The sequence below is a fragment of the Weissella tructae genome (genome assembly GCF_000732905.1).
Lineage (GTDB): Bacteria > Bacillota > Bacilli > Lactobacillales > Lactobacillaceae > Weissella > Weissella tructae.
Window position 1 is genome coordinate 1,126,019 of record NZ_CP007588.1, and the last position, 20,296, is coordinate 1,146,314.

Annotated in this window: 15 protein-coding genes; 4 read left to right on the top strand and 11 right to left on the bottom strand. The window is 38.6% G+C overall.

Annotated elements, in window-relative coordinates; all coding sequences use genetic code 11:
- Positions 1-3 precede the first annotated feature (3 nt).
- Together rapZ and uvrA are read right to left on the bottom strand one after the other, a co-directional pair.
- The gene (gene rapZ, locus WS08_RS05505; RefSeq protein ID WP_009764976.1) at positions 4-888 is read right to left on the bottom strand and encodes an RNase adapter RapZ; all 885 of its coding nucleotides are present in this window, start codon (positions 886-888) and stop codon (positions 4-6) included.
- A gap of 1,505 nt (positions 889-2,393) precedes the next feature.
- Positions 2,394-5,237, bottom strand: coding sequence for an excinuclease ABC subunit UvrA (gene uvrA, locus WS08_RS05515; RefSeq protein ID WP_009764978.1), 2,844 nt, complete (start codon positions 5,235-5,237; stop codon positions 2,394-2,396).
- Positions 5,238-5,414: 177 nt separating this feature from the next.
- Here uvrA and WS08_RS05520 point away from each other — a divergent pair, with 177 nt between their 5' ends.
- Both WS08_RS05520 and WS08_RS05525 read left to right on the top strand, forming a co-directional pair.
- Complete coding sequence (locus WS08_RS05520) at positions 5,415-5,702, top strand: hypothetical protein (protein WP_009764979.1); 288 nt, start codon at positions 5,415-5,417, stop codon at positions 5,700-5,702.
- 211 nt (positions 5,703-5,913) lie between these two features.
- Positions 5,914-7,293 carry a gluconate:H+ symporter gene (locus WS08_RS05525; RefSeq protein ID WP_009764980.1) on the top strand — a complete coding sequence of 460 codons (1,380 nt, stop codon included), beginning with the start codon at positions 5,914-5,916 and terminating at the stop codon, positions 7,291-7,293.
- Positions 7,294-7,929: 636 nt separating this feature from the next.
- Here WS08_RS05525 and WS08_RS05530 read toward each other — a convergent pair.
- From WS08_RS05530 to WS08_RS05565, 8 genes are all read right to left on the bottom strand, one after another.
- Positions 7,930-8,412, bottom strand: a complete 483-nt coding sequence (locus WS08_RS05530; protein ID WP_009764981.1) for a hypothetical protein — start codon at positions 8,410-8,412, stop codon at positions 7,930-7,932.
- A gap of 69 nt (positions 8,413-8,481) precedes the next feature.
- Complete coding sequence (locus WS08_RS05535) at positions 8,482-12,135, bottom strand: ATP-binding protein (RefSeq protein WP_038566694.1); 3,654 nt, start codon at positions 12,133-12,135, stop codon at positions 8,482-8,484.
- Positions 12,136-12,281: 146 nt separating this feature from the next.
- Positions 12,282-12,674: a 30S ribosomal protein S9 gene (gene rpsI, locus WS08_RS05540; protein ID WP_009764983.1), complete on the bottom strand. Its 393-nt coding sequence runs from the start codon at positions 12,672-12,674 to the stop codon at positions 12,282-12,284.
- A 25-nt stretch (positions 12,675-12,699) separates the two neighbouring features.
- A complete protein-coding gene (rplM, locus tag WS08_RS05545) occupies positions 12,700-13,143 on the bottom strand; it encodes a 50S ribosomal protein L13 (RefSeq protein ID WP_009764984.1) in 444 nt (147 codons plus the stop codon).
- A 162-nt stretch (positions 13,144-13,305) separates the two neighbouring features.
- Entirely contained in the window at positions 13,306-14,055 is a 750-nt protein-coding gene (gene truA, locus WS08_RS05550; RefSeq protein ID WP_009764985.1) for a tRNA pseudouridine(38-40) synthase TruA, read from the bottom strand.
- 15 nt (positions 14,056-14,070) lie between these two features.
- Entirely contained in the window at positions 14,071-14,868 is a 798-nt protein-coding gene (locus tag WS08_RS05555) for an energy-coupling factor transporter transmembrane component T family protein (RefSeq protein WP_009764986.1), read from the bottom strand.
- Positions 14,861-15,724 (bottom strand): energy-coupling factor transporter ATPase, encoded by an 864-nt coding sequence (locus WS08_RS05560; RefSeq protein ID WP_009764987.1) that lies wholly within the window; start codon positions 15,722-15,724, stop codon positions 14,861-14,863. The genes WS08_RS05555 and WS08_RS05560 overlap by 8 nt, the downstream gene beginning before the upstream one ends.
- The gene (locus WS08_RS05565) at positions 15,700-16,542 is read right to left on the bottom strand and encodes an energy-coupling factor ABC transporter ATP-binding protein (protein ID WP_009764988.1); all 843 of its coding nucleotides are present in this window, start codon (positions 16,540-16,542) and stop codon (positions 15,700-15,702) included. Before WS08_RS05565 ends, WS08_RS05560 begins: the two co-directional genes overlap by 25 nt.
- A 138-nt stretch (positions 16,543-16,680) precedes the next feature.
- Between WS08_RS05565 and WS08_RS05570 the strand changes: the two genes are divergently transcribed.
- Both WS08_RS05570 and WS08_RS05575 read left to right on the top strand, forming a co-directional pair.
- Positions 16,681-17,700 carry an acyltransferase family protein gene (locus WS08_RS05570; RefSeq protein WP_009764989.1) on the top strand — a complete coding sequence of 340 codons (1,020 nt, stop codon included), beginning with the start codon at positions 16,681-16,683 and terminating at the stop codon, positions 17,698-17,700.
- On the top strand, positions 17,693-18,295 hold the full coding sequence (locus WS08_RS05575; protein WP_009764990.1) for a TrmH family RNA methyltransferase: 603 nt from the start codon (positions 17,693-17,695) through the stop codon (positions 18,293-18,295). The genes WS08_RS05570 and WS08_RS05575 overlap by 8 nt, the downstream gene beginning before the upstream one ends.
- A 107-nt stretch (positions 18,296-18,402) precedes the next feature.
- On the opposite strand, the gene WS08_RS05580 is transcribed toward WS08_RS05575, so the two are convergent.
- Entirely contained in the window at positions 18,403-20,085 is a 1,683-nt protein-coding gene (locus WS08_RS05580) for an NAD(P)/FAD-dependent oxidoreductase (RefSeq protein WP_009764991.1), read from the bottom strand.
- Between the last annotated feature and the right edge of the window lie 211 nt (positions 20,086-20,296).

Genomic DNA, 20,296 nt, shown 5'->3' on the forward strand with positions numbered 1-20,296 from the left:
ACATTACTTCCTCTTTCGACGTTCAATGTCGCGGTGATACTCATTCACCGTATAGTCCCCAGCTTTTAATTGTTCTGCCAAACGGTGCGCAAAGGCAACCGAACGGTGTTGACCACCTGTACATCCAAACGCAATCGATACATTGGACTTCCCTTCGGCCTTGTATCGTGGCAATAGCCATTCAATGGTTTGTTGTACTTGTTGGTAGTAATTTTGTGCATCGTCAATTTCCCACACATAATTTGACACGGGTGCATCTAATCCTGTTTGTGGACGTAATTCTTCTAGATAGTATGGATTGTTCAAGAAACGGACATCCATCACGATGTCAGCGTCTGCAGGTAATCCATATTTAAAGCCAAAACTCATCACTTGGACAGTGAATGACGTACGCTTATCGTCTTCAGTCCCATAACGTTCCATAATCACATTACGTAATTCTTTAGATGAGTATTCATCAGTACTAATCGTATGTGATGCTAACTTTTCAATATCAGCCAACAAACGACGTTCTTTGGCGATTCCGGCTAACACACCTTTGCTGCCACCCAGGGGATGTAAGCGACGTGTTTCTTTATAACGGGCAACCAATTCGTGATCTGATGCATCCAAAAATAAGATTTTCAAATCATAATCGTTCTGGCTTGTTGCACGCATTTCTGCAATCTCTTCTTTCAATTCTGTGAAGAAATTCCCTGCACGAGCATCAATCATAATCGCAGCTCGTTCAACAGTTTCATCATTTGAAATTAAGTTCCAAACTTTGGGCAACATCGCTGCAGGAATGTTTTGCGCTGTAAAGTATCCCATGTCTTCCAAAGCACCCATGGTGACAGTCTTTCCAGCTCCACTCATTCCAGTTACAATCAATAATTCTTTTTTTGCCATTGGTCTCCCCTTCCAGTATTTCATGATAGTTTATTATATCATCTTTGGCTTTACCTATCATTAAGCCGGGCGTTTCATTCTAAGGATTATCAATGATTGACTATGTTTTATTTTAACCATTACACGAAACCATAATTAATGTGAAAAACGCCTAATACATAGTTTACAAACCATGTATTAGGCGTTTAAATTACATTTTTTCTTCACGCTTTCTTTTTTCCTTCAGAACTCGATTCCGTCCACACTTTGTATATCTCAAAAACAATAAATCAATGATAAACAACAAAACGCTTGCGCCAATCAAAACTATCGCGAGATATATTGCACCATAAAACGAAATAACTATCGACACTGGAATACATGTAATTAAATTCGGGACAACGTCTCTTAGAGCGATTTGTGTATCTGTGTTTAGATTCTTAATCATGATAGTCCCCACCCATTGTTAACGTCCTCCTAAACTAGTGCCCCAGCATTCTCAAAAAACAGCCATATACAACTTCTATCGTCGCCTTCTTTAGGGTATACCAAAACATTCTCCAGATTGATGCTTCTGAGTCGCATCAGCAAAGATATTTCCTGAAATATTTAAGATTGTATCCCCAATTTTTTGTAACATAATTACCCTATTTGTTGTAACCACAAATAGCGTCTCATAGCGTTTTTAAAAAACAAAAAACACACCTTAATTTGTATATTACAACAAACTACTTAAAATTAAAACGCTTCAAATAATCTAGGCTTAATTTAAATCGTTTCATTGTCACATCATAAAAACATCTCCCAAAACCAAAGTGTACCAATTAATCCATCAAAAAATTACGCCATTGACAGTTCTTATTTTTTAGATTTATACTTAAGCCAATCAATAAAGCGTTAGGTAAGTTTTGGCCTTACCTAACGCGGATTAGTCTCTAGAAGAATCGGGCGCTATCACTTATCGTGATGGCGTTTTTCTTTTGCCCTAATGTTATAACGCTTATACACAGCGTAAAAACGTGTTACCTCCGGTAATGATAGCTGGCAATTCATGACACAATTGCGCTAACACTCGGATTAACATAGGCAAAGATAAAACACTTAAGAACCACAAGCATGCTGGTAAACTACGTACCAGCATGCTGCATATCTGACGGCCCACCCAATTCTCCTTTGAGTATTCTTAGAAACCATGCTTTTCCCTCCCCGTCTCTAGATAAATAGTTGGTGGAGATAAAGTTCATGATCTTCTAAACACTAATCATGCTTTGTTATTTGAGATACCAAAGCACGAAACTTAAAATACTGCCCATGCATTATTTTGAAAAGACATTAAATGTCTTTTCATGCCCAAAAATAAGTCAATATGCGTAACCCGCATAAAACTCAAAACATTCGCCACTTCTCTAATTAATTCGTTCCATATTCACAATGAATGAAGCGTATTCGTACAAAATGTAATCAGTGAATTAAAAAAGCAACAAGCTCTCGCTTGTTGCTTTTTGTGTTAATTCAGTTTTCAATGTTTATTGCGCTGAACGTGCTTGATCACGCGCCATGATTTCTTTTAGATATCGACCAGTGTAAGACTCTGGTGTTGCCGCAACCTTTTCAGGTGTTCCAGTCACCAAAACTTCTCCACCACCAGCACCACCTTCAGGTCCCATATCGATAATCCAATCAGATGTCTTAATCACATCTAGATTGTGTTCAATAACCAAGACCGTATTTCCACCATCTACCAGACGTTGTAGTACTTCTAGTAAACGTGCAATATCATCTGTGTGTAATCCTGTTGTTGGTTCATCTAAGATGTAGAAAGTCTTACCGGTTGAACGACGTTGTAATTCAGCGGCTAACTTCATACGTTGCGCTTCACCACCAGACAAAGTCGTAGCTGATTGACCAAGCTTAACGTATCCCAATCCCACATCATTAATCGTTTGTAGCTTACGACGAATCTTTGGAATAGACGCAAAGAATTCAACCGCTTCTTCCGCAGTCATATCCAAAACATCAGAAATATTCTTACCGCGGTACTTCACTTCTAGCGTTTCTGAATTGTAACGTGTCCCATGACATACTTCACAGTTCACATAGACATCAGGCAAGAAGTTCATTTCAATCTTTAGGACACCATCACCCTTACAGGCTTCACAACGTCCCCCCTTAGTATTGAAAGAAAAACGTCCCTTTGCATATCCACGTAATTTAGCTTCATTGGTATTCGCAAACAGTTCACGCATATCATCAAATACACCTGTATAAGTAGCTGGGTTAGAACGTGGTGTTCGCCCAATTGGACTTTGATTGATATCCACAATCTTATCAATGTGTTCAACCCCTGTTAAGGACTTGTACTTACCTGGCTTTTCAGAATTATTATTCAACTGTTGTTTCAATGCACGCTTCAAAATCGTGTTAACTAACGTTGACTTACCTGATCCAGATACACCTGTCACAGAAACGAATTCACCTAATGGGAAGTTCACATTAACCTTCTTCAGATTATTTTCTGCGGCCCCCTTCAACACAAGTTTCTCACCCTTCCCCTTACGACGTGTTTCTGGTACGGGAATTAGCTTAACGCCAGACATATATTGTCCTGTTAGTGAATCTGGATTCGCTTCAATTTCTTGTGGTGTTCCAACGGCCATGATTTGACCACCGTGCGCTCCTGCACCAGGTCCCACATCAATGATATAGTCCGCGGCTTGCATTGTATCTTCATCGTGTTCAACCACAATCAATGTATTGCCTAAATCACGCATTGCTTTCAATGATCCAATTAAACGGTCATTATCACGTTGATGCAATCCAATTGACGGCTCGTCCAAAACATACATCACACCAGACAAGTTTGACCCAATTTGTGTCGCTAAACGAATACGTTGTGATTCACCACCAGACAATGTACGCGCTGAACGTGACAAGGTTAGATAATCCAACCCCACATTCTTCAAGAACTTCAGACGATCTGTGATCTCTTTAATAATCGGACGCGCAATTGCTTCGTCTTGTTCACTGAATGTCAAAGCCTCCATAAAGATCAATTCTTCATCAACCGGCCATGATACCAATTCACCGATGTTACTTGTCCCCACCTTAACAGACAGTGCTGCTTTGTTTAGACGGTAACCATGACATGTTGAACAAGGTAATTCATCCATATATGCACGCATTTGTTCACGGGTAACATCTGATGTTGATTCACGGAAACGACGGTTGATGTTGGTAATGATTCCTTCAAACGTTGTTTCAACATCACGTACACCACCAAAATCATTTTCATAGTGGAAATGGAATTCCTTATCTGACCCATGTAGAATTTGATGCTTTTGGTCATCATTCAAATCTTCATAAGGTACATCCATAGGAATATCATTTTGTTCTGCAAATTGACGTAACAGCTCAGGATAATAGTTTGATGAAATTGGATTCCAAGGCGCAATCGCCCCTTGCGCCAATGTCTTGGTCGTATCTGGCACAATACGGTCCACATCAACTTCCATTGTTTCCCCTAAACCATCACAGATTTCACAGGCACCAATTGGTGAGTTAAATGAAAACAATTGTGGCTCTAGTTTTCCAACTGCGTAGTTTTTTAACGGTCCCACATAGTGATCGGTAAACGTCAAAGAGTCCCCACCCTTTAGTACATCTACCGTTACAATACCTTCGGCCATACGTAATGCTGATTCAAAGGCTTCAAACAAACGGGCACGTGAACTTTCTTTTAAGACAATACGATCCACGACCACCGCGATATCATGATACTTATTCTTATCAAGTTTAATGTCTTCAGATACTTCCAACATCTCACCATCAACCATGACACGAACAAACCCTTCTTGCTTGATACGGTCTAATGTTGTTGCATGTGACCCACGCTTATGTTGAATAATTGGCGCCAAGATTTGCATCCGAGCACCTTCTTCTAATTTTTCATAAACTGTGTTAATCATTTGATCAATTGTTGGCTTAACAATTGTCCCGTCAGCCGGCGCATCCGGCTTTCCCACACGAGCAAATAACAAACGGTAATAGTCATTAATTTCTGTAACTGTCCCTACTGTTGAACGTGGATTTTTTGAAGTCGTCTTTTGATCAATAGAAATTGCTGGACTCAGCCCTTCAATTGAATCAACATCCGGCTTTTCCATTTGTCCCAAAAATTGGCGTGCATATGCTGATAGACTCTCAACATAACGACGTTGACCTTCTGCGTATAGTGTATCAAACGCCAACGAGCTTTTCCCTGAACCCGATAAACCAGTCACAACAACAAATTTATTTTTCGGAATATCAACCGATACATTCTTTAAATTGTGTGCTCTGGCACCATGTACCGAAATTAAATCATTTGACATGCCTGCCTCCTTCATGAACCTTTTTTATATGTACCTATTATAAACTAGTTTACGATATTATGTTAGGTTTTAACTAACCCCGCCTTAAAATCAGTGTAAATGGCGCTATTATCATGGACGATATGACAAAATAACGTATAATAGAAAACAATACCACTGAATTAAGGGAGCATATACATGCGCAATATCGATTCAAAACCATGGTCGTTTCGTTGGATTATGCAACGACTAGGTTCAGCTATCTTATTGATTGGTGCAGTTACCGCAGCCGCAGTTGCATTAACGACATTAATCATCGCAGTTGAAGAGTTAATCTCTCTGATTGTGTTACAACGCACAATCAATACCTATACAAATGTCTATGGAAATGCCTTTCAAACAGTCCTATGGCACTATCTAATTGTGTTTATTATCGTTGCATTCTGGGCTGCGCTAGACACTTTCGTGCCTGAGTCTAAGGATTAAGGCCTACTATTTTTATTTCATAAGAAAAACTTAAACTTTCAATATGATAAAGCATTCACAAAGTAAACCCACCGTTCACGCACCGTGAGTGCTTTTTTTCACAAAGTCACCCCCTACGTTTGACTCATCTGGTCTCCACCCCTTCAGAACCCCACCTTTTTCGTATCATTAGGAGTATACTGATGAGGTTAGTTTTTACTGGAGGAAATATATGGAGTTTTTAATGTTAGCCATTGCAATCGCCCTTCTTTTGGTGCTGATTGTTAAATGCAAGTTGAACACATTCGTGTCACTTATTATCACGGCCTTTGTTTTGGCCTTGCTACTTGGAATGGACCCAATGACTATTCCTGGCGCCGTCCTAGGGGACCAAGGTGTCGGAAACATTTTGGGATCAAACTCAGTTATCTTCATCTTTGGTGGAATGATTGGTCGTTTGGTTGCGGATGCTGGTGGTTCATACCGTATCGCTCGTACATTGATTAACTGGTTCGGTCTAAAGCGCCTACAATGGGCCGTTTTGATTGCATCATTCATCATCGGAATCTCAATGATTTTCGGTGTTGGAATGGTTCTTTTGATTCCTATTGTCTTCGCCGTTGCGATTGAAGCTAAGGTGCCATTGCTATACCTAGGTATCTCAATGACTGCTGCGCTATCATCAGCACAAGGATTCTTGCCACCACAACCAGCCCCAACTGCTGTTGCCACAGCCTTGGGTGCTAACATCGGTTTGATGTTGATGCTTGGTTTGGTTGTTGCCATTATCACTGCCATTGTTGGTGGACCTTTGTTCACTAAGTTGGCTCAAAAGTATGCACCTGAAGCTTTCGTTATGAAGGAAGAATTGCCTGCTATTGGCCCTGTTGAAGATTACGATCTAGAAAAGACACCTTCTTTCTGGTTGTCAGTTTTGACATCAATCTTCCCATTGATCTTTATGATTATCGCGACTGTCTACAAGATGATTTACACTGGTGGTGTTACACCAGCTAACCCAACTATGACAGACTCAATCATTGAATTCATGGCTAACCCTGCGGTTGCGATGACTGTATCATTGATTTTCGCTATCTTCTCAATGGGAATTTGGCAAAAGCGTGACATGACACAAGTTGGTGCTTCAATGAACGAAGCAATCAACGCCGTTGCCGGAATCTTGTTGATTGTCGGTGGTGGTGGTGCCTTGCGTGGTGTCTTGGTTACTTCTGGTTTCTCAGATACTGTTGCACAAATGTTCCAAACAAACGGTGACATGTCACCTGTTATGTTGATCTTGTTCGCTTGGGTTGTTACTGCTCTATTGCGTGTTTCTGTTGGATCAGCCACTGTTGCTGGTATGACAGCTGCTGGTATCTTGACTTCAGTTGTTGCCGCACAAGCAAACCCATTGATCGCTGTTTTGGTTGCCTTGTCTATCGGAGCTGGATCATTGGTTGCTTCTCACGTTAACGATGCTGGATTCTGGATCTTCAAAGAATTCTTCGACATCTCAATCAAGCAAACATTCCAAATCTGGACTGTACTAGAAACTGTTATCTCAGTTACTGGTTTGATTGTTATTATCGGATTAGCAATGTTGTTAGTATAAACATATAAAAACTACACCATACGAAAAGCCCCCGGCATTTGCCGAGGGCTTTTTTCATTATCTCATTATCATACAGATGGTTAACTGATTCATAATCCCATGCCATAATACTTCGTAAAAGCATTACAGGCTTATCATATCGAATCAATTGGAAACCACCCTATCACACCAAATTATCTATTTAGATTCGTATAAGCATTACTCCACATGGAGTATTATCTCCTATAGAAATAGATATAACGAATGCGGCGTAAGAATCTACTTACATCCACATATATCATCCAACATTGTCCTTTAGACAGGTATTGCTTACAAGATATACCAACTACCATAAAGTCCCTCACAAATTTCTAAAACACTTGTGTAGGGGTATTTCCACGAGCTAGTTTACTTGATACATTCTAATTTGTCGAGTCAATTTATCAAATAACTCTTCATAACTAGATAACATTTCTTTCACCTCAATAGATTTTTCATAAAATAAAAACCACAATAACTAAAGCTTTAACGCCTCGTTATTGTGGTGCTGAATATTAATTTCAACGTTAGGATAATACACTCCTAATCGCAAACAGTTTGGAAATCAGCCCCGATATAGAATCTGATTGGATACAGAGTGCAAGCATCCTCAGAGGCCTATTTATCATATTGTAATACCTTGAATTCTTCCTTTATGCGATCAAATTGTCGACGAGCAGTTGTCCGATGTATGTTAAGCAACTTACAGTAATCATTCATTAGATATCCCGGCGTAGTTAAATATAACTTCATCAACTGATATAAAACATCTTCTTTGTCCAACGTAGACATGTACGTTTCAAACATAGAACGTAAATTACATTGCTCCCATTCATCAGACACCATCACCGGTAATTCTTCTGACACGTCTACATACTCTTGATCTCGCGTATTTTTACGTAGACGATCGATTAAACGCCATTTCAGAAACTTAAATAATAGTTTATTCTCCGTTAGTGAAACCTCTGGATTTTCATTATAAGCGTTAAAAATCAAAATTAACAATTCTTGTTTATAATCCTGATAGTCTTGATGATGTCGTGATACGTGAACCACTGATAATACACCACCTGCTAACTTCATAGCCTTTTCAATATTCACAAATAGCCTCCTAAAAGTTACGAGGGCTGATTTCTGTCTATTATCATACTGTATGATTCCTATATTTGTCTACCATGGTTCCACATATTCTTTTATCAACGTTCGTTTTCGATAATCTACTTGGTCTTGTTTTCTTTCTTTCCACATTAATACCAAATCAAAATAATCATCATTCTTATCCAATACGGGTATTTTAAGTAATTCTGTAATAAACTCAATATCTTGATCTATTAACGGTATCTGGCTTCCAGACCATGCCCACGACATCGGTGTTAATGGTATTTCCAACAAATGTTCCACGTCAATATTTTGCTGTAATAAGAATTCCCAATAGTACAGTCTTTCTTCTAACGGTAATGTATTAACATAGTATCCAAAAAATCCTACAACAGATTTTTTATTATTTTTATGGGCTTTAATAAATGATTCTATTGCATATTTATAGTCCGCTGTTGATACATCATTATTTTGAGAAAACATACTTTTATATTCATCAAAAAACATGAACTCTGTTACTGCTAGGTTTAACACATCAGCTATTAATTTTTGACCATTTTTATGTTGCCATATACGTTCAAACATTATGCTCATGCGATCAGACAGACGAAAATGTTCATTTAAATACGAAATACATACAAGCGCGAAATTCTCATCTAGATTTAATATTTCCGAGAATAATTCACCTTGATAATCAAAATGATTACTACTTAACCCTTTAAGATACAACTCTTCCAAAACTTCCAAATTATCTTTAAATTTACTTACTAATAAATTTTCATTCATTCTAGAATCTAAAAATTGTCCCGCCATTTGATTTTCATATGTTGCGAATATATTGGCTATTTTAGTGCCTTCCAATAATATGTCTGGATTAATTTCATCAAATAATAACAATGTACTAATCCGAGGGACGTCATATTTTCCTTGTTTTACTAAATTTAAATGGTCGCTAAATTCATTCATCATATCATCAGTAATTTCTGTACTTTCACAAGTATTCCAAAAATGCTGTCGCCAAATATCCCCTTCTTGTGTTTTGTTATTATGAATTATTTCCCACATCATTTTACGTGTTTTTATATTGAACTCTTGCAAAACCGTACATACATACTGTGTGTACGGTGCACCCGACTTAAAATACTCATTCATAATTTCATCTAGACATTCTATATCGGAAAGTTGAATAGTGATTTTTAAAGTAGTCACTAAAAAATCTTGTTGTTTTATATACTCTAATTTTTCCAATGACTTCGCTAACCTAAACAAACGTCCTATATCTACCATGTTATAGTTATTTATTTTAGGTCTAATAAGGTCTATTCCTTTTTCATAATCCCATTCTTGTTTATCAGATAACAATTCTAATACTACTAAGTATTTCTCTATTCCAGATATTTCATTAATTTTAAAATAATTCTGTACAGTAACATTTTTCTCAATACCTAATTTATTTAACCTTCTAAAAGCCATGTACGTCGAAAAACTTATATCAACGTTTTGAATATCAATATATTTTTTAATGCATTCAAAATCGAACTTTAATATTTCAACATTAAAATCTTCTCGACCGTACCAAGAATAGCTATATAAAAACTTAGTTATAATATTTTTATATCTATCATCTTGGTAAAAAATAGATAGATTTTGCCAAATAAAATTTCTTAACTCTTTTACTCCATCTGTAAGAGTTATATCCCATGATATGAATCTTACTGATTTTGTATCATTAAATTCTGTTATTGAATATGATATATTTAAGAATTCTTGCATTATTTGTATTACAACACGGTCGTGATTTTCTGATTTTCCAAAAAAATGTTTCCAAAATTCTTTTAAAAATTTCAATTCAATCTCGTAATCATTTTGATAAGAATCTTTTGTGGGTAAATACTCTTTTACGCCCATATACACATCCAAAATATAATCCGGTCTCTTCAACAATATTTGTGACAATAATCTTATCGCGTTGGGCATATATTCTAATCGCTTAAATCCGGCTAAAATTTTTATTTCTGAAATTTTAATATTGTGATTCTTTTTATCTCTTTCGAATATATCTTCTGTAACTTCCCGTTTTTCGACAGTACTAGACCATAAGTTACTACGTTCTCTAATCATACTTAGAGCTTTCAACTCATCGAAAACATAAAATGTTTCTAATAAGTAATTAGACAATTTTTCATCACTAACACGCCAAAGTTCCTTTACTTCTTTTTGTAAATACGTGAAATATTCTGAATCATTGAACATAGATAATTGTGTGTTTAATATCGTAATCAATCTTTCTGAGTCCGATACATAAAACATTTTTATCAATTCTGAAATTTTTATTAATTTTTTATCCAATAAAACATACTCAATGATGTAATCTTTAAATATTTGATCCGTAACATTTGGGATTCCTAAATAAATGTCTATCAACTCAAAATTTGTCAAACGTTGAAGGCTTTCTTCATATTCAAATTTTGTAATAGATAGATATTCCACTAACATATTAGCATTTTTATTATTTTCAATATTCACTTTACCAAAATATGATAAAACAAATAATGTTTTAATATCTATGATTGTTAACTCATTTTTTTCTAGCAAAGGATTAAAATGTGCCTTAAAAAGATCTGTGATTGTTTCTATATTTTTCAATTCACGTTTAGCCAATTTTGCCGCTAATACCGCAATTCTAGGATTTCCTTTTGCGATTTTTAATATGTCTTTTCGTACTCCGTCATTTTTGATGTCCATCGAGCGTTCCAGAATTTCATCAATTTTTATGTCGCTCACACCAGTCATTGAAATTTCTGCTTGTTGATCAAATCTTTGAAACTTTTTTCTAATGTTGTTCACTTCATATAACCTAGCTGTTCCAACAATTTTTACTCGTGGTCGTTGTTCTTGAAAAAAAGAAAGGATAGCATCTAAATTTTTTGTTTGATTTACATCGTCAAAAATGACCAGATATTGTTTTCTTTCATCAATTTGTACTCTTATATCATTATATAAAGGCAAGCCATTATTTTTTATAACAATCACTTCGTAGCCTATGGTCTCAAAATATTTAGCAATTTCTAATACTGTACGTGTTTTACCCACCCCTGGAGCACCCATAATTAACGTTGCCTGTTTCTCCATGATAATCTCTTTAATCTCTTCTAAAACGCTGTCAATAGGTATATACATGAGCTCCAAGGGAGCCATCAAATGGTTTTTATCATAATGTTCAATAAAACTAGATTGTGAAAAAATTTGATTCGAATCTACTTGAATATCTAAGTAATCTTTTGCAAGTCGCGGATACTTTTGATTTATATCCATTGCAATATCTCGTAATGTTAAGATTTGTAATGGAATATTCTCCGCACTTTTTTTCAATTTTTGATTATCCTCTACACTAATTCTATCTGCAGTTGAAACCAAAATAATTTGTTTAATTAAATCATTATCAATATTAACTTTATTCTTATTTAAAACGTCTGCTAAATCTGATTTCATTTTTGTGACAGACTTAGCACTTGTTCCGTACATTATTAATGTATACGTACCATCTTCGTGTGCAATATAGGAATCTGGAACGCCAATAATAGGTTTATTTGTACCATATTGTACTCCATATGACTTTAATTCGCTAAAATATTTCAATCCAAGATAGTCATCCATCATTTTTTGGAATATTCCACCTTCTAATACTTTCAGTCTATTCTCAATTTCCGTTATTATTGCCATCATCCTATCACCTCAATACACTTTATTTTCTATACACGCCATGTATGTTTAATTATAAAACAAAAACACCCAACCGCCTAAGCGATTGGGTGTTTTCATATTTGATAGTTGAATAACGTCCAACTCTCGATAACGAATAATCGTAAAGATTAACGCTTTGAGAATTGTGATGCCTTACGGGCCTTCTTTAGACCAGGCTTCTTACGTTCCTTCATACGTGCGTCACGAGTCAACAATCCTGCTGACTTCAAAGCTGCACGGAAGTCTGGGTCAACTTGCAAAAGGGCACGTGAGATACCGTGACGGATTGCACCTGATTGACCAGAGAAACCTCCACCATCAACGTTAACCAATACGTCGTATTGACCAAGTGTTTCAGTAACGTTGAATGGTTGAACCATAACCTCACGCAAGTTAGCGAAAGGAATGTATTGTTCAGCTGAACGACCGTTGATTGTAATCGCACCGTTACCAGGTACCAAACGTACACGAGCAACAGAGTTCTTACGACGACCAGTTCCGTAGTATTGTACAGTAGCCATAATAAACTATTCTCCTTTCGTTAAATTAGATAAGGTTGTTGATGTCCAACAACACTGGTTGTTGCGCTTCGTGGTTGTGTTCTGAACCAGCGAAGACATGCAACTTCAAACCTTGTTGGCGACCAAGAGATCCCTTTGGCAACATTCCGTGAACTGAAAGTTCAAGCAAACGTTGTGGGTTCTTTTCACGCAAGTCACCGGCCTTACGTTGCTTCAATCCACCAGGGTGGTTTGAGTGGTGGTAGTAAATCTTGTCAGATGCCTTGTTACCAGTCAAAGCGACCTTTTCAGCATTGATAATGATTACGTTGTCACCAGTGTCAACGTGGGGTGTGAAAGTTGGCTTGTTCTTACCGCGCAAGATTGATGCTGCTACAGTTGAGATACGTCCCAAAGGAACATCAGTCGCGTCAAGAATGTACCACTTGCGATCAATTTCACCGGCTTTTGCCATATAAGTTGTACGCATGGAAATTTCCTCCAATAATTTGTTTGTTTACTTTACCAAAAAATATAAATAGTCGTACCAGGACAATTCCCAAATTGTGGTTGGTAAACAATACCAGCTTTAATCTTACCGCGTATGTTGCGTGTCGTCAATGTAAAATCTGGATAAATTACCTAATTCAATTTAGTATCGAACTTCAACGAGATACAACCCTTGTGCGGGTGCGGTAAAGCGTGCTTCTTGTCGATCTTTAACCTCAAATAAACGTTTGATATCGTCTACCGGTCGTGAACCATGACCAATTTCCAACAACACACCGACCATGATACGGATCTGATTATATAGGAAACCATTACCTGAGAATTCAAACCAAATTTCATTCTCTTCCGGCTTCAAAATCATTTCCGCTGAGTACACAGTACGAACAGTTGTCTTTTGTTGGAATCCTGCAGCGACAAAGCTCAACCAGTCATGTTCACCCACATAATCACCGATCGCTTGTTGCATCAGGTCTGTATCTAAACGACGATTCCAGTGTCCTGTATAGTTACGCTTAAATGGGTCACGGAATTCCGTTGTTGAGAAACGGTAACGGTATGTCTTATCATGTGCGGCATATTGCGCATGGAATTCATCATCCACAATTTCAACATCCTTGATACCAATATCATATGGCAACATCGTTGATAGTCCCTTACGAACTGCCTCAGCTGGAATATTAAATGGTAAATCAAAATGGGCCACTTGTCCAATTGCATGAACACGCGCATCGGTACGCCCAGATCCTTGGACACGAATAGGTTCCGCTGGATTTTTAGCCATCTTATTAACGGCCGCTTCTAATTCTAATTGGACTGTTCGCTTTCCGGGTTGGACTTGCCAACCAAAAAAATCAGTTCCATCATAAGCAATCGTTGCTTTATATCGTGGCATTTCTTACTCCTAAATCTAAATAAATCGGGTTGCAAACAAAGCAATTCCAAATATAAAAAAGCCGGCATATGCTACGACGTCTTTATAACTTGATTCCAAGACACGGTAACGACTGCGGTCTTCGCTATCACGATAACCACGTGCTTCCATAGCATCCCCTAATTCAATGGCACGCTTAATGGCATTCACGAACAACGGAATCATCAACGGTACATATGATTTTGCTCGTTGGAATAAATTACCTTCGTTGAACTTAACACCACGTGCACGTTGGGCATTCATAATGTTTTCAGCTTCATCCATCAATGTTGGCACAAAACGTAACGCAATTGAAACCATCAATGCTAATTCTGCAACAGGCACATGTAGCTTCTTCAATGGCGCTAATAATGACTCCATTGCATTCGCAACCAATAGTGGCGGTGTTGTTAACGTTAGAATCGTTGAGAACATAATAATCAACATGAAACGCACAAACACAATCAAACTATTAATCACACCATCTTGTGTAATACGTACCCCCCCTAAGTCCACCCACACTGGTCCAGTTTGAATAAAGAATAATTGTAGCACCGTTGTCAAAAGCATCAATAAGGCGATTGGCCTCAGACCCTTTAAAAAGACCCCAAAACCTAGCCCGGTTAACGCAATTGATAAAAAGGTAAAGACCGTAGCCACAAGATAGCCCCAAGCATTATCTGCCATAAAAATAATAAAGATAAAACTAAAGCTCAAGACAAATTTCGTTCGTGGATCTAATTGATGCACCCATGAATTACCTGGTAAATAACGCCCAATAATTAACTTACCCATGTGCGCCTCCTTGTAACTCTTTTACCAATTCATCTGCCAAGGCATCCATGTCTAACACTTGGTTCAATTGAATCCCCTTCATCGCTAATGCATCCGCAAATTGTTGCGCAGCAGGAACATCTAATTGATGTTGTTGTAGCCAGTCACTGTCCGCAAAGATATCACTTGTTGGTCCTTCTTTTAGGACAGTCCCACCTTCAAAGACAATCACATGACTGGCATATTCAGCAACGAACTCCATTTGATGCGTAATCAAGACAACTGTCAGATTACGCTCCGCTTGGAGCCGCCCAAACAAGGCCATTAATTCTGTTTGTCCCGCTGGATCAAGACCAGCCGTTGGTTCATCTAAAATTAACAAGTCTGGTTGCATGGCTAGGATACCAGCGATTGCCACACGACGCATTTGTCCACCTGATAAATCAAAAGGGGTGCGTTCATCAAAGCGTTCATCCATTCCTACCGTACGCAATGCTTTTTGCGCCGCAATCTTAGCATCTGCTTCTGAGACACCATAATTCATTGGACCAAACATAACGTCTTGCAAAACAGTTTGTTCAAATAATTGCGCTTCTGGGAATTGAAATACCATCCCAATATGTTCACGCATATCATTAAGTACTTTTTTCTTCGTAGTTGCGGTAATCACATGTTCCCCAACAGTGACAGTTCCAAGTGTTGGTTGTGTTAGTCCGTCCAACATCTGAACCATCGTTGATTTCCCTGACCCCGTATGACCAATAACAGCTGTAAAGGCTTGTTCTGGGATATTCAAATTAACATCATGTAATCCTGACGTCGCAAATGGCGTTCCAGCTTGATACGTAAAACTTACTTCTTCGAAATTGATTGCCATAACCAGTCCGCCATCCCTTCTGTCGTCATATACGCTTCAGGTACTGTGATGCCACGCGCAACTAACTTTTCTTTTAATTGTTCTGCGAATGGGACGCTCAGTCCCAACTCACGTAATTTATGTGCATTCACGAAAATATCAGCTGGTTGTCCGATTTCACGAATCTGACCATCACTTAGTACGACCACCTTGTCAGCGTGTGAAGCTTCATCAATGTCATGCGTAATAGACAAGACAGTTAATTCATCACCCATAGCTGCCTTTAGTTCACGAACCAAGGCAATCATTTCAGTACGCCCTTGTGGGTCTAACATCGCCGTTGCTTCATCAAGAATTAGAATCTTGGGTTCAACTGCTAAAACAGATGCAATGGCAACACGTTGCTTTTGTCCACCTGATAGTCGCGCTGGTTCACGATCAGCAAATTCGCTCATGTGCACACGATCTAATACAGATGCAACACGTGGTAGCATTTCTTCTCGTGGCATATTACGGTTTTCTAATCCAAAAGCAACATCATCTTCCACCGTGGCACCAACGAATTGGTTATCTGGATTTTGAAAGACCATCCCCACTAAATCACGAATTGTCCAAACATTGTCGGCATCTACTAACACACCGTCAATTTTAATCGTTCCCTCTGTTGGTACTAATAAGTAATTCAACAATTTAGCAAACGTTGACTTACCTGACCCATTACGACCAATGATCGCAACCCATTCCCCTTGTTGGATGGTCAAATTGATATGTTCTAATGCTGGTTGATCCGCATTTTGATATGTAAACGAAATATCATTAACTTCAATTATGTTCGCCATGATTCTATGCCCTTTCGTGTAAACTTATTCTTACTATCATACCAAATATCACTTAAATTGGCTTGAATTATTCTACCGAACCCTAATCTTGCAATGCTATACTAGACTATTATGTCATTCAAATTTTAGGAGGTAATCATGGGACAACGTGTTACTTGGATTGATTTAGCCAAGGGACTGACCATCTTATTAGTTGTTTTAGGTCATGTCATCATTGGGCTATTCGATTCACACGTCTATTCAGGGACTTTGCAGTCTCAATTACTCGTTTGGGTCCAAGCCATTTATCTCTTTCACATGCCAGTATTTTTTGCCTTATCTGGTTATTTCTTCACGGCATGCCAATCACCTGCCGATTTTCTAACGCGCATTAAGAAACGTAGTATCAGTATCGGTATCCCTTATGTTGCTTTTAGCCTTATCCTCCTTATTATGTTCCAAATTGGGGGTAATGCTGTTCGGCTCTCAACAGATTGGAAAGCCTTATTTAATATTTGGCAACAACCGATTGGACCACTATGGTTCCTATATGTCTTATTCGGTGTGATTGTCGCGAACAGCGCCTTGTCATTAGTCGTTAAAGATATTCGTATTCATCTAGGGATTGCCCTAACGCTCGCTGTTATTGCTAATTTTTGGATTATCCCTATTTACGCCATGCAACGTATTTTGGTTTGGTCTCCCTTCTTCTTATTAGGTGCTTATTTTCGTAAATATCCCATCAAAGGAAGTTGGCAGCACTTTGGTATCCTAGCTGGTATTTATCTGACTTATCTCGTGATTTGGCAATTTACAAATCCAACGACTCGCGTCAGTTATAATGCACCTGGCCTAACTGGCTTACTCATGATTATTGCAGTCGTTCTCGCTTTTATGCTTTTCCCACAACTATCACAAAAAACACAATTAGGTGATCGTTTCAATGCCATCGGGCAACAATCATTAGGTATTTACTTATTACATGTACCGCTAGTCAGCGTCACACGTATTGTCCTATTCCACTTCGGATACCAGAACGTTCTCATCCACGTGATTATCGGCTTCATTGTCGGGTGGTTTGGTAGCTTACTGATTTTGAAATACATGCCGCTCATTGATTACGTTCTTTATCCACTTAATTTTATTCCCAAAAAGAAAAAGGTATCTATCCATGACTAAGATTGATTTATCTCGTTCTGCTGATTATCGTAATGTCACAGACTATTTCAAAGGTAAGCCTGATGATCAAATTAAAGAAGAACTGGCGGAAACGCGCGGCGATATGATTTCAATTATGCAGAACCTAAGCCATGACTTTAATAAGTCTTCTGCTGTTCGTAACAGCAATGCCTTTGGTATGCGTAAGCTGATCTTTTTAAATCCTGAGAATCCAGCGCTCCCCGACGCTAAAGAAGGTATCAAGAAGTGGGATCGTCGTGGTGCCTTGGGTACACAAAATTATGAAACCATTGAACATTACCGTGTCACTGACTACCAAGATGTATTTGATCAATTACATGCGGAAGGTTATACAATCTTTGCTGTTGATAATACACCTGGTTACGACCCCCAATCATTGTACGAAGTATCATTACCACAAAAGTCAGCCTTCTTATTCGGAGAAGAACAATTAGGTCTTGCGGATGATTTGATTGAAGCCAGCGATGCCATGATTTACATTCCTCAATACGGGAGCATTCGTTCAATCAATGTTAGTGTTGCTAATGGTGTTATCGCTGCATTTTACGCCAGCCAACACATGCCAACACACTAATCGATATATTTATCATAAAACACAAAAAGGGCCCACAGCAGACGCTGTGAGCCCTTTTATTATGTTGTCTAATCAGATAGGTTTCTGATTAACCAAGCATTTTGTTATTACTTGTGGTCGTGGTATTGTGAAGCACGCTTACCGTGCAAGATACCATTCGCAAAACGTTCTAGTGCAGGGATCAACCAGAAGTCGACACCTAGCACACGTCCTGAACCGTTCATAATCGCAAATGAAACAGCTGGCAACAAGAACAACATGATGTCACCTGATACACCACCAGCGATGATGAAGTACAAGCTTAGCAAGATTCCAACGAATCCAGCCATTGATGTGAACATTCCAAGAACAATCAACCAACCAATAATCAATGAGATGATTCCTAGTGGTGAACCGAATGCTGACAAGCTTTGTCCGATTGACATCCAAACCATACCTGTGATGAAACGTAGTGGTAATGCGAACAAGACGTTTGCACGACGTGAAGTCCATCCGAAGAATGGGTTACGGCCATCTGGTGTTTCGAAGAATTCGTCACGTAGGTAGTGACCTAGGTAGTACCAGCTCTTGATTTGCAAGAACCAGTAAACGTTAATCATGTGCTTGAACATGTTAGCGAAGAATCCAGATAGGTTGATTCCGTTCTTACCCATCTTAACATCACCAAGTTGTAGCCAAACGGCAACAGCATAGCGAGCACCGATTGAAACGGCGTAACCTTGGTAACGACCCTTGAATTCCTTACGTTCACCCTTACCAGTCAAGTCAAAGACAATGTTTGGTACGGCAGTCTTAGCGGCTGATTCTCCACCTTCAACTGTTTGTGGTGTCCATCCGGCACGTGGGTTTTCTGGATCTGCCAATTCTGGGTCTTGGTACGCAGCAGCGTCACCAATAGCGTAGACATCTTCTTCGCCTTGGACACGTGAGTACGCATCAACCATGAATCGTTGACCAGGTCCAAGTTCAAGTCCCCATTGTTGACCTTGATCCTTAGCCTTAACACCGGCTGTCCAAATCAAAGTTTCTGTTGGGATTTCTGAACCGTCCTTAAGTACGGCAGCATTTTCCTTAACTTCCACAACACCAGTTGACTTCATCACTTCAACACCATGTGCTGTAAAGTGAGCTTCAGCCTTGTCAGCCAACTTACGGTCAAGCATGTTCAAGATTGTTGGTGCAGCTTCCACCATCTTGATCTTGATTTCGCTTTCGTCCAAGTTGTTAGCCAATGCCAATTCATGACGTTGTTCCATCAATTCACCAGTCAATTCTGAACCAGTAAATCCTGAACCAACAACCACGATTTGCAACTTAGCTGCACGAGCAACTGGATCTAGTTCCAATGCACCTTCGCGGATAACCTTTTCGATGTGCGCACGCAAACGAACGGCTTCTTCGTATGACCACAATGTGTAACCATATTCGTAGACACCAGGTGTTCCGAATGTGTTAGTTGTTCCACCAGTAGCCAAAACCAACTTTTCATAAGGAACAGTTCCGTCAGTTGTTTCCACAACCTTCTTGTCCTTATCAATTGACTTAACTTCCGCTGTCATCAATTCCACATTCTTGTATGGGTGGAACAAAGTACGCAAGTCGTTTTGAACGTGCTTAGGTTCAACACGACCTGTCGCTACTTCGTGCAATTCAGTCATGTATGTCATGAATGAGTGCTTGTCGATCAAAATGATCTTGTGATCCGTACCCTTAAGCTTCTTAGCTAGATTACGCGCCGCAACGACACCGGAAAAACCGGCCCCGACGACAACAACATTCTTAGTTGTCATGTAAATTCTCCTTGTCCTTGTAAAACACAATAAATACTCATCTTCAATTTTAGTCCTGTACTTATACTTTGTAAACCAAAATAGCCTAATTCAATAAGAAACATGCGTATTTTTTGCGATTTCATTCGTTTTTTTAAATTATGTTGCGGATTTTCAGACATTTCTATTTATAGAAAAATAAAAAAACGAGCCTATCACGAATGATAGACTC